Genomic DNA, 11,996 nt, shown 5'->3' with positions numbered 1-11,996 from the left:
TCCCCGTAATCGGGAAGCGTTCCCTTACAAAATTCTCATCCACGGTTCGCTCATTGAATAAAAGAAAACCCTTTCATAAACTTCCACTATAATCATAGTAAGCTATCATTCCATCTATGGTTTCTACTATGATGGTGTTAACAAAGGCGTTCTAAATGATATTTTTTTGAACATAAGTCATTCTTCTTTACTTTAGCTGATATTTTATTATAATGATTACATAAGAATAATTATTGTAATTTAGTATGTATTTCTTACGACTAGTTGCATAATTATCTACTACTATATGTAGTTAAAAAAGGAGGAGTAACATATGGACACTAAAAACAATACTACCACTGGAAAATGCCCGTTTTCACACGGCAGCGCTACTAGTAACAGCTCTACTGTTACAACAAATAAAGACTGGTGGCCAAATCAATTAAACTTGAATATTTTACATCAGCATGACAGAAAAACGAACCCTATGGGTGAGGACTTTGATTATACAGAAGAATTCCAAAAGTTAGATTACGATGCTCTTAAAAAAGATCTTCTTGACTTAATGACAGACAGCCAAGATTGGTGGCCTGCTGACTATGGTCATTATGGTCCATTCTTTATTCGTATGTCTTGGCACGCAGCAGGTACATACCGTACAGGTGACGGCCGTGGTGGCGGTGGAACTGGGAACCAACGTTTCGCACCTCTTAACAGCTGGGAGGACAACGGTAATCTTGATAAAGCTCGTCGTCTTTTATGGCCGATTAAGCAAAAATACGGTAACAAAATTTCTTGGGCTGACTTGCTTCTTCTAACAGGTAATGTCGCGATTGAATCCATGGGTGGTAAGACATTTGGTTTTGGAGGTGGACGTGCTGACATTTGGCATCCTGAAGAAGATATCTACTGGGGTTCCGAAACTGAAATGTTAGGTGATAACCGTTACACAGGCGACCGCGAGCTTGAGAATCCTCTTGCTGCCGTTCAAATGGGCCTTATCTATGTGAACCCAGAAGGTCCAAACGGAAAACCAGATCCAATTAAAAGTGCTCACGACATTCGCGAAACCTTTGGACGTATGGGAATGAACGATGAAGAAACTGTTGCACTTATTGCCGGCGGACACACGTTTGGTAAGGCACACGGCGCAGGAGATGCTTCGCATGTTGGACCAGAGCCAGAAGCTGCTCCTATTGAAGCACAAGGCTTAGGCTGGCTAAGCACTCACGGTAGTGGTAAGGGTGCTGACACCATCACAAGTGGGCTTGAAGGTGCTTGGACGGCTAACCCAACAAAGTGGGATAATGGTTACTTTGATTTATTATTTGGATATGAATGGTGGCTGACTAAGAGTCCTGCAGGCGCATATCAGTGGATGGCTGTAGACCCAGATGAAAAAGATCTTGCACCAGATGCTGCAGATCCATCAAAGAAAGTTCCAACGGTTATGTTCACCACTGATTTAGCATTGCGTCATGACCCAGCATACGAAAAAATTGCGCGTCGTTTCCATGAAAATCCGGAAGAGTTTGCAGATGCCTTTGCTCGCGCATGGTTCAAACTACTTCACCGTGATATGGGTCCTAAAGCAAGATATCTAGGTCCAGAAGTTCCAGAAGAAGATCTTATCTGGCAAGATCCTGTCCCAACTGTTGAGTATGAATTAACTGATGTAGATGTAGCTGAACTGAAAGAAAAAATCCTAAATTCAGGACTTACAGTGAGCGAGCTAGTCACAACGGCTTGGGCTTCAGCAAGTACGTTCCGCGGCTCAGATAATCGCGGTGGTGCAAATGGTGCCCGCATCCGTCTTGCTCCACAGAAAAATTGGGACGTGAATCAGCCACAACAACTTGAAAAAGTCCTAGCTGTATTTGAAGACATTCAAAGTCAATTAGATAAAAAAGTAAGCATGGCTGATTTGATTGTACTAGGCGGTAATGCGGCAGTTGAAAGAGCTGCACAAGATGCAGGTTTTGATGTAACGGTTCCTTTTGCTCCTGGTCGTGGTGATGCTACAGAGGAGCAAACAGACGTAGAAGGCTTTGAAGTGTTAGAACCGGTCGCTGATGGCTTCCGAAACTATCAGAAGAAGAAATATAGTGTGAGTTCAGAAGAGTTGCTAGTAGACAAAGCTCAACTACTTGGCCTTACTGCACCAGAAATGACTGCACTGATTGGTGGTATGCGTGTTTTAGGTACAAACCACGCTGGTACTGAGCACGGCGTATTCACGGATCGTGTAGGCACACTCTCTAACGATTTCTTTGTTAACTTGCTTGACATGGGTGTAGAATGGAAGCCTGTGGACGGCGACGTATTTGAAGGTCGCGACCGTAAGTCAGGCGAAGTCGTACGTACAGCAACGAGAGTGGACCTTGTATTCGGATCGAACTCCGTGCTACGTGCCATTGCAGAAGTTTATGCTCAAGACGATAACAAAGGAAAGTTTGTAAATGACTTTATCGCTGCTTGGGTCAAGGTTATGAACGCAGACCGTTTCGACCTTAAGCTTAAGAAAACGGAACTAACAAGTAATTAAGTGTATAAGGAAACCGCCGTCGGTTTGGTTTGATTGACGGCGGTTTTTTTGTGATAGAAAACAAAAATTAATGAAAACAGAGCGTATTCATGTGAAACAAACATCGAATGTTTTTATTAGGAATTATATTATTATTGTTCCTTCAGTATATTCTCCTCTCATCCCACTCTAACATTGCTAAATACATAAACTAAAAAGGACTGGACCTTTCTAGGCTGACTCAGAGGAGATATTGGTTCTTCGGCGCCTTATAGAAAAAAGATTTTAAAAAAAAAAATACCAGATACCGTCAGTATGAACTTGATTCATAAGCGATACCTGGCCATCACTTGGCATTTAATTTTAGTTATATTATTCTTTGGTGAACTAAATGTAAATTAACTAAACGTAAGAAAAGTATTTGGGGCTTCCTTTCTTTATTCCACATCTTCAATTTTTACACTTAAGACATTATCTAAATTAACTATCTCTGTACTTGATACTTCATACCACCTGAATTTTTTAATTTGTTCCTTTATTCCCGCAAGTCCTCGTCCTGAAGCTAGTTCATAACACGCTGTTTTTCCATTTACATATTCAAATGTTATGTGAAATTTTTTAACCATTACTAATCATCTCCCTTTTATGTACTATATGTTCTAAATAGGGAAATAAGTTCTGTAGCAGAAACTGTTAGGTGAATTTTTTTATTGGGTTAAGGAGGAATTTTAAATGTATCGCAAGTTTCTGGTAACCATTGTTTGCATCATCCTGAAGAAACTCTCGTAAAGAAGCAATCATATAAAGCTGCTTCCCTTCAAACCGTAAAAAGCCTATGAATAAAAAAAATATCTTTATCCACAGGCCCAATTTCCTTCTATTACCTTTACTTACCCAAACGGATACATTCTTGGAGTCTCTTGGTTTGATATCCATTTTACAGTCGTAAACTCTTCAACCGCCCATTCTCCACCGTGTCTTCCTATACCAGAATTCTTCTCTCCACCGAAAGGGACCATTGGTTCATTGTTTACTGATTGATCATTAATATGAATCATTCCCGTTTTGATTTGTTTTGCAACATTAAACGCTCGATCTGGTGATGATGAGAAAACAGCACCACTTAACCCATATTGAGAGTCATTGGCCACTTTAATTGCCTCTTTTTCATCTTTTACAGGAATAATAAGGGCGATAGGACCAAAAATCTCGCTTTGGGCGATTTCCATTGTATTCGATACATCTGATAAGACAAAGGGTTCCACAACTTTTCCAACGATCTTCCCTTCAAGAGCGACTGTCACTCCTTCTTCAATGCCTTTATTTAATAAAGCTTTAATCGTATCAACTTGCTTGTTATTAATTAACGGGCCTATCACCGTATCTGCATCAGACGGATCACTCGCCTTTAATTTAGATGCTTTTTCTACGAATCTGTCTACAAAGTCTTGATACACACTTTCCACAACGATTATTCGGTTAATTGCCATACAAATCTGGCCTTGATGTAGGAATTTTCCGAAAATAGAAGCTGTAGTTGCTTGTTCAAGATCTGCATCATCAAGCACGATGCATGCATTATTGCCTCCTAATTCAAGAGAAACTTTTTTTAGATTATATCCGGCAATTTCGCCTACTTTTCTTCCTATTTCAGTTGAGCCCGTAAATGAAATGATTTCTGGAATCGGATGGTCAATAAACGAATTTCCTATATCTTTACTAGAAGCTACGATGACACTTACTAATCCTTTAGGAACCCCAGCATCCTCAAACACCTTTGCAAGAAACAGTCCTCCTGTAATAGGAGTATCTAAAGATGGCTTGATCACTACACCATTTCCCGTTGCGATAGCTGGTGCTAACGAGCGCATCGTAAGGGACAACGGAAAGTTCCACGGAGTAATAATACTAACAACCCCTAAAGGCTCCTTTAATACTGTATTTGTCTTCCCGGGAACTATCGAAGGAAAGGTGCGAGTTTCCATTTGAAAAGGAAAGCTAGCTGCTTCATTTACTAACGTAATCGAGGCAGATACCTCATTATTTGCTTTGATTCTTGTTGCTCCTCCTTCTTTTATTAATAAATCTACGATCTGTTCTCTTCTTTCTTCCATTAATTGTGCCGCTTTTCTAAGAATCTTTTCTTTCTCATAAGGATTTGTTTTCGACCATTCTTTTTGTACACGAGCCGCTTCTATGTATGCAGCATGAACATCTTGTTTTGTCGCCATTTTTATTTTCACGAGTTCCTCATCCGAATATGGATTTAAAACAGAAAGGATGTTAGTACTTGAACCTTCACTCCATTCACCTGCAATAGGACAAAGAGACCATTCTGTATAATTCACTTTACACACTCACCCCTTTTAAATATTTGCTGCACCCTTTTCCCTAAATAAGCGTAAGTGCAGCATTGATTCTAGACTGTCATTTTACTGAAACATAATTACAGGTTTTATCGCAGTGCCGTTTTTGGCATCTTCAGTAGCCTGATTTATTTCTTCTAATTTATAGAAGGAAATTAACTTATCAAATGGCAGTTTACCTTGTTTATATAACTCAATCATTTGTGGAATGAAAACTTGTGGTTGCGAGCTTCCTTCCACAACACCTGTTATCGTACGTTCTTGTCTGATCGTTTTAATATCTAGACTGACTTCGGTTCCAATAGGAGGAACTCCGATTACTGCACATGTTCCTAAAGATGCTAAGCAATCAACAGCCTGGCGTAGAACCTCGGGTCTTCCACTCGTCTCTAAAGAATAATTCACCCCAAGATTAGTAATTTTTTGAATCTCTACTAAACTATCACTCTCAGAAGAATTGATAGTATGAGTAGCCCCCAGCTCTTCTGCTAGTTTAAGGCGACTATCGTGAATATCAACAGCAATAATGGTCGTACAGCCAACGACTTTGCCAGCCATGATTGCACTTAATCCAACTGATCCACAACCGAATACAACCATGCTCGAACCCGGCTCAGCCTTCAATTTATTGATCACGGCTCCACAACCCGTTTGGATGCCACAACCAAGGGGACCTAGTATCTCAATCGGAACATCTTTTGAAACCTTTACGATATTTCTTTCTGAGGCTATCGCATAATGAGAGAAACTGGACTGACCAAAGAAACTTGAGATGTCCGTATCTCCGACTGACAAACGTTTCGTACCATCGCTCATGTTGCCACCAAAATTCAGGTGGAAAAAGTTTACACATGCATAGGACTGTCCGTTCTGACAATTCTTACACGTTCCACATGAGCTAAAAGTAAGTACAACATGATCCCCAGGTTGAACGCTAGTGACACCTTGACCAACTTTCTCAACAATACCAGATCCTTCATGCCCTAAAACGATAGGGAATGTAACCGGAAATTGTGCATCCCTTACAACCAAATCGGTATGGCATATCCCTGTACCTGCTATTTTCACAAGCACTTCACCAGATTTCGGAGCACCTATTTGAATGTCTGTAAGGTGAAACGGTTCTCCCTTTGCTAATGTAACAGCCGCTTTTGTTAACATCCTACCACTTCCTTTTTCTAAAGAGATTGAAATTGGACTAAGGCTTTAATATCCTCTCCCGCATTTCATCTACCAATTTATTTAAATCAGATTGATCACTTTCACCGTTAATGACTCCCTTTGTTTGTTCTAAAACGTCCTTTAAGAATTGTACAAACATATCATTGTCCTGCTGGAACAGCTCGTTCCACAATTCATGCAACTGCTCTTTATAAATTGTGACATCTTCATGGTTCGCTTCGCGTTTCTCAATTTCATCAATTACCTCGAATACTTGTGTACTCCACATCTCAAAATCAAACATATGGGCCTCCTTTAGTCGCTTTCAATTGTTTTTAATCAAAAGAGTTTATAAGCTCTTGATGATGTTGCTCGGCTTCATCCGTCCAAATCCCTTCTTCTTTAAAATATTTGATAGCCCCATCATGATAAGGAGCAGAAGGAACCGGATTGAACATATCCTCTGGCGTTAGACCTTCAAACCAACCAAATATTTTCGGTAATTCTTCATGTTGTTCCCATAACGTTTTGGTGATGTCATAAACGGCTTCTTCAGATACATGTGTAGAGCTAACTAATGTCACACCAAACCGATAAATAACCGTATCTTCCTTAATAATTCCTCCGTTAACGACTACCGGTTCAAGAGATGGTACAAATTCTTGCATTTGTTTTATTAGTTCATCTTTCTTTTGATCTAATTCACCAGGAGTGACATCTGCATAATTTAAAGCTTTTATTCCAATTGCATTATCCATTTCTAGAAATGCCCCTTGTGATGGGTTTCCTGTAAAGACAGCGTCAACTCTTCCCTCTCGCAATGCATCCATTCCGGCATTGTTATCTGCAATCGTAACTAACGTAACGTCATCACTTGTTAACCCAACAGAGGCTAGTTGAGCTTCCAATAAGTATTGAATGATCCATTCCCCGTTATACCCTGCTGCGATTCGTTTCCCTTTTAAATCACTCAATTTCTCTATACCTGAATCTTCCCTTACCGTGTAACCACTCATATTAAGCATCCCTACTGAAGCAATTGACCGTATATTTTGGTACGCTTCATTAAACATCCCTTCTCCATTAACAGCCCAATAAACATTTGGTTCTTCCGATACGCCAAAATTCACTTGGTTGTCATTTAGTAAAGGTAGCCACTGAGTTGCCCCCACATAAGGACGGACTGTCATATTTACAGAGGAACCTTCGCTTACTACACTTGCAATCGCTGACCCGACACTATTAAAAAACAAACCAGAAGGATTCGTGGCTACACTTAGATTAGAGTTATCTGTTTCACCTGTAGTTGAATGACTTCCCCCACATGCTGTTAAAGCGAATGCACCTACACCGAGCAATAGAGCCATTGTTATCTTTCTTAAAAGAGATCTGGCTATTTTATTCATGATCAACCTACCTACCTTCTTAATTTATTTGTGCTTTATTATTAACAACCAGAGCCTTTTGGTTCGCTTTTCTTTTTACGTACTCTAGTATGAATACGACAGATGCGATAATACACCCAGCTAGATTTAACCCTAATCCTAATTCAGGTAGTAGAACGAAGGACGCTGACAAAATTAATAACACTCGCTTTGGCCAAGTTAAATGATCAAATAAATATCCAGCGACAGCTACTGACAAAATACAGACAGCAAGAGTGGTTAATACTATCGCAGAAAGAACACTCGCTATATTCACTTCTTGAGACGTACTCAATAAAATACTAGAGTTATAGACAAATACAAACGGAATGATATACCCCATAATCCCTAACTTCGTTGCTTCAAACCCAATCTTATGTGGACTCTCTTTTGCAATAGGAGCTGCAGCAAAACATGCTAACGCAATAGGTGGGGTAATGTTAGACATCGTTGCAAAGAAGAACACAAAGAAATGAGCCGCAATCGGTGCTACACCCAATTCTACTAATGCTGGTACAACCAACACGGCTACGATTGCATAAGCCGCAACAGCTGGCATCCCCATCCCCAAGACGATACAAACAATCGCACTAGCAACTAACAACGCAAATAAACCGTATTGCCCGAAATTGGTTATGACCTGAACGAGATTGAATCCAAGTCCAGTGATGGCAATAACCCCTACAATCAATCCCGCAGCTGCTAAAATGACACCAATTTCTAACATTGTTTTTCCTGTATCTTTAAAAATACCTATGGCCTTACGGAAGATATCCCGCCGTATTTGTTTTTGTAAACTTAGAACAATAACCGCTATTCCCGATGCATAGACTCCTGCTGTTGCTGGTGAGCGTCCTTGCACAAATAGGACGTATACTAAAAACACAAAGATAGGTATGATCAACCACGCCTTTTTTAACACTGTCGCTCGATCTGGCAAGTCTTCCCGTGGAATTTTTTTAATATTGTTCTGACCAGCTTTTAAATCTACTTGAATGAATAAAGAAACATAATACATTAGGGCAGGTACAATGGCTGCTAGTATGATGACTTGATACGATACTCCTAAGTTCTCAGCCATCATAAAAGCGACAATCCCCATAATAGGGGGAGTAAGCGTGCCACCCGTTGAGGCCACCGATTCAATCGCCGCTGATTGAGAGCTGCTATAACCACTTCGCTTCATGAGAGGGATGGTCATACTCCCAGTTAACAACACATTAGCAACTGGATTTCCTGTAATACTTCCTACCGAAGCAGACCCAACCACAGAGGCTTTGGCAGGACCTCCCCTAAAACGCCCGAATAGAGAAACAGCGATGTCATTAAAGATGTCTCCACCTTTTAAATTAAGTAACGTTTGACCAAAAAGGATAAACGCAAAAGCCATCGTGGCCGCTAAATATAAAAGGTCTAACAAACTATTAGCATCTAGATATAAATAATTTAGTAATTGATCATACGATGTCCCTTGTCCCTTAAATGCCCCTGGCATATATGGGGCCACAAATCCATAACTTAAAAATGCTGCAACAATGACGACTAAGGACAAGCCAAACATTCTTCTTAATGCTTCTAGAATTAATAAAATGACGATTCCACTTAAAAGGATACGAGACGGAGTAATGACCGAAAATTGATAGAGAATGGTAGGATAAAAAATAGCGATATACATCCCACCGTAAAGTCCCATACCAGACATACACCAGTCATACCATGGAATGACCGTTCTAGAAGATCGCTTCGTTGCAGGTATACCAAGAAAAACTGCTGCAAGAACTAACCCCATAAACCAACCTGCATATTGTTGTTTCATGATCGATATGCCAAAGAAGTCAAAAAAGGACAAAATGAATAAAACACCGGATAGGGGGATCAGGATTAATAACATACTCCAGAGGGATGCCTGCCCCCCTTTTAATTCCCTAAACTTTGACACCAACTCGTTGCTTTTTTCCACATATGACACTCCTTTATTAACAAATATATGGACTTAAATAAGAGAAGAATTTAGGGTGATAGACTAAGAAGGGGATCTAAGTAAGAATTTTACTAGCATTTAGCGGCCTAGCCCTTCTCCCCCTGTTACTCTTAGAACCTATAACGTTCACCTTATTTTTTACGCCTGACAAAACTTCCTCATTATTACTAAATCATTAAGTCAAGTTCAAAACTTCATAACATTCGTGCTTTCCCTTAATCGACCTTCCTAATATTCTTCTAGTTACCAACTATTATGATGAAAATGTACTGGGGATCGGAAGCTAATCCCCAATACCCTTCGATTTGATTAGATAATTGGTAATTGCCCCACTCTCTTAGCACCTAGAAGTTCTAAATCTTTCATCATAATTCTGATCGTATTTTCAAGGCGTGTGCATTGAAGTTCTAAAATGTTACGACGTTTCTTGGCATCGCCACAATATTTTTTCATAATCTCTTTCCCTACGGCAATATGCCTTGGTTCATCAGCAACCACACTTTTTTCAATATCTTTAAGCAGTTCAGTTGGTAATAAGCTATACGTGATACTTTCTTCCGGTTTAAGTGTTCCAAAGCCAAATAGATAGACCAAAATAGGCTCACCTGTCAGTTGCAGGTTAACGGCGATTTCTGCAGGATCATCGTAGTCATTTGTCAGTTGGAATTGTTTAATTACTTCTGGACTAACGTCATAATCTTGTAGTCTCGGACTTCCACCATAATGCTTACACCAGCGCCCCCATGTACGTTGATGCTGTACTTCATCAATAATTTGTTGAGCTAGACGAATACGAATCCCTATATCTTCAGGATTTTTTTCTAACATGACAATTTGTTTTGAAGGTGGATGCACCCCATTATAAAATTCTCGCCACGCTAACCTAGCACAAAATTCAACCAAATTATCTTTTCGTGTTTGTTCATCAAGCTCAAATGTTTCCCAATGTTCCTTATGAAAAAAGATTTCTGCAAACATTTCTGACTTTCCAATTATTTTCTCCACAAATTCTTTTGGTGTCCAAGCCATTAATTCCTGATCAGATAACTCTTGTAACTTTGGTAATTCAACAGCAACAGCCATTTCCACAACACCCTTTCTAGTAATAGTCTAACTTTCTTCCTTTTTGGATAAAAGTTGGTAAAAAATCATCATACGCAATCGAAAGAATCGAGGTTAGCAAACGCTTTCATTTTAATCGAAAGCGCTCGCTAACACTTTTAAATAGTAGGTTTTCACTATTTCCACTATTTAAATCTTTTCTATATTCTGACACTTTATTTCATTGAAGGCAATAGATTTTAGACTCCGAAAAAAGTATAGGGTATACACTTTTTCTATACTATTAATTAAATTTGAAAACTAGTTGTATCGTGGCATTGCTTTTACCATCTCAACAAACTTTTCCGTACCTAAATGAGAAAAGCGGTGTTCCTTTAATACAATGTGAATAGGTCTGGTAATCTTCACATTGTTTATTTTCACTTCTATTAGCCTCCCTGTCTCTAATTCCTTTTCCACAGCCATTCGTGAGACAAAAGAAATGCCTAGACCATATTCCACTGCCGTCTTAATCGCTTGGGTTGTTTCAAGCTCGATATAACTTGAAATTTTCTCAAGTAAATTGTGTTTTTTTAACTCTTTTTCTACTCGGACTCTAAATTCCGAATTGGCAATTCTTCGAACAATTTGTTCATTTAATACCTCAGGAAAATCAATCATGTCTCTTAGTCGCCAAGGATGCTCTGGTCCTACAATTAAAATAAGCTCATCTTCAGTTAACACCTCTGTCTGAAATCCCTTATGGTCAAATTCGCCTTCTACAATTGCAATTTGAAAGAGATCTTGTGATAGGCAATCGATTATTTTCTTTGTATCGCCGATTTTTAAAGATAACTGTGCTTCAGGATACTTCTTTTTAAATTCACCGAGTAATTTAGGCATAATGTACTCACCCACTCGCAAAGAAGAGCCAACAGGCAACGTAAATTGATTTTCCTCATTCATTCGTTTCATTGTTTCAATAGATGAATTAAATTGATTAATAATAGACTTAGCAATAGGATACAAATTTCGCCCTGCTTCAGTAACCGTCAACTTATTTTCCTTTCTCTCAAATAAGGGCAAACCATAAAAGTCTTCTATTGCACGAATTTGTCTTGTCACACTTGGTTGTGAAACATAACTAGTTTGCGCGGCTTTACTGATACTCTTTTCATCTACTACTAAACAAAACATTCTTAAACTTTCAATGTTAATCGTTCTCCAACTCCCTTTCATGTAGTACATATCGATTTATCTTATATAAACAGTGAGTAATTCGGAATGTATAGCAGAAATTCCTTCTTGAATTACAATAATTAGTTTGGGGAACAAACTTAGGAAAGACTTAATGGTGATTAGCTCACTAAGGATAACGGAAGGATGTTTTGTTTTGTGAAAAATAATAGAGGAAGGGATTTATATTATATAAAAGGAATTAGGATGATTCTCGGGCTACATCCGGAAAATGCCAATAGAACCATCCTTTTTTTATAGATTTACTTCTACGACAAAGTTCC

At 39.1% G+C, this 11,996-nt stretch carries 9 protein-coding genes; 1 reads left to right on the top strand and 8 read right to left on the bottom strand.

What is annotated here, in order from left to right; all coding sequences use genetic code 11:
* Window positions 1–313 precede the first annotated feature (313 nt).
* Window positions 314–2,524 (top strand): catalase/peroxidase HPI, encoded by a 2,211-nt coding sequence (gene katG, locus SAY88_RS15075; protein ID WP_332632680.1) that lies wholly within the window; start codon window positions 314–316, stop codon window positions 2,522–2,524.
* 416 nt (window positions 2,525–2,940) lie between these two features.
* On the opposite strand, the gene SAY88_RS15070 is transcribed toward katG, so the two are convergent.
* The 8 genes from SAY88_RS15070 to SAY88_RS15035 all read right to left on the bottom strand — a co-directional run bounded on the left by SAY88_RS15070 (window position 2,941) and on the right by SAY88_RS15035 (window position 11,724).
* Window positions 2,941–3,129 carry a hypothetical protein gene (locus SAY88_RS15070; RefSeq protein ID WP_332632677.1) on the bottom strand — a complete coding sequence of 63 codons (189 nt, stop codon included), beginning with the start codon at window positions 3,127–3,129 and terminating at the stop codon, window positions 2,941–2,943.
* 264 nt (window positions 3,130–3,393) lie between these two features.
* On the bottom strand, window positions 3,394–4,851 hold the full coding sequence (locus SAY88_RS15065) for an aldehyde dehydrogenase family protein (RefSeq protein ID WP_332632674.1): 1,458 nt from the start codon (window positions 4,849–4,851) through the stop codon (window positions 3,394–3,396).
* A gap of 84 nt (window positions 4,852–4,935) precedes the next feature.
* On the bottom strand, window positions 4,936–6,030 hold the full coding sequence (locus tag SAY88_RS15060; protein WP_332632671.1) for an NAD(P)-dependent alcohol dehydrogenase: 1,095 nt from the start codon (window positions 6,028–6,030) through the stop codon (window positions 4,936–4,938).
* A 37-nt stretch (window positions 6,031–6,067) separates the two neighbouring features.
* The gene (locus SAY88_RS15055) at window positions 6,068–6,334 is read right to left on the bottom strand and encodes a hypothetical protein (RefSeq protein ID WP_332632668.1); all 267 of its coding nucleotides are present in this window, start codon (window positions 6,332–6,334) and stop codon (window positions 6,068–6,070) included.
* A gap of 31 nt (window positions 6,335–6,365) precedes the next feature.
* Window positions 6,366–7,436 (bottom strand): TAXI family TRAP transporter solute-binding subunit, encoded by a 1,071-nt coding sequence (locus SAY88_RS15050; RefSeq protein ID WP_332632666.1) that lies wholly within the window; start codon window positions 7,434–7,436, stop codon window positions 6,366–6,368.
* A 19-nt stretch (window positions 7,437–7,455) separates the two neighbouring features.
* A complete protein-coding gene (locus tag SAY88_RS15045) occupies window positions 7,456–9,414 on the bottom strand; it encodes a TRAP transporter permease (RefSeq protein WP_332632663.1) in 1,959 nt (652 codons plus the stop codon).
* Window positions 9,415–9,744: 330 nt separating this feature from the next.
* Window positions 9,745–10,518, bottom strand: a complete 774-nt coding sequence (locus tag SAY88_RS15040; RefSeq protein WP_332632660.1) for a hypothetical protein — start codon at window positions 10,516–10,518, stop codon at window positions 9,745–9,747.
* Window positions 10,519–10,797: 279 nt separating this feature from the next.
* Window positions 10,798–11,724, bottom strand: a complete 927-nt coding sequence (locus SAY88_RS15035; RefSeq protein ID WP_332632657.1) for a LysR family transcriptional regulator — start codon at window positions 11,722–11,724, stop codon at window positions 10,798–10,800.
* Between the last annotated feature and the right edge of the window lie 272 nt (window positions 11,725–11,996).

Source organism: Halalkalibacter flavus (genome assembly GCF_036663575.1).
GTDB classification, from domain to species: Bacteria; Bacillota; Bacilli; order Bacillales; family Bacillaceae_D; genus Halalkalibacter; species Halalkalibacter flavus.
This window is presented reverse-complemented; position numbering and strand designations above follow the sequence as displayed.

What these genes read in the sequence shown, in the direction of transcription:
- SAY88_RS15070 (WP_332632677.1), bottom strand. Translation starts at nt 3,129, where the DNA reads ATGGTTAAAAAATTTCACATAACATTTGAATATGTAAATGGAAAAACA.
- SAY88_RS15055 (WP_332632668.1), bottom strand. Translation starts at nt 6,334, where the DNA reads ATGTTTGATTTTGAGATGTGGAGTACACAAGTATTCGAGGTAATTGAT.
- katG (WP_332632680.1), top strand. Translation starts at nt 314, where the DNA reads ATGGACACTAAAAACAATACTACCACTGGAAAATGCCCGTTTTCACAC.
- SAY88_RS15050 (WP_332632666.1), bottom strand. Translation starts at nt 7,436, where the DNA reads ATGAATAAAATAGCCAGATCTCTTTTAAGAAAGATAACAATGGCTCTA.
- SAY88_RS15035 (WP_332632657.1), bottom strand. Translation starts at nt 11,724, where the DNA reads ATGTACTACATGAAAGGGAGTTGGAGAACGATTAACATTGAAAGTTTA.
- SAY88_RS15060 (WP_332632671.1), bottom strand. Translation starts at nt 6,030, where the DNA reads ATGTTAACAAAAGCGGCTGTTACATTAGCAAAGGGAGAACCGTTTCAC.
- SAY88_RS15040 (WP_332632660.1), bottom strand. Translation starts at nt 10,518, where the DNA reads ATGGCTGTTGCTGTTGAATTACCAAAGTTACAAGAGTTATCTGATCAG.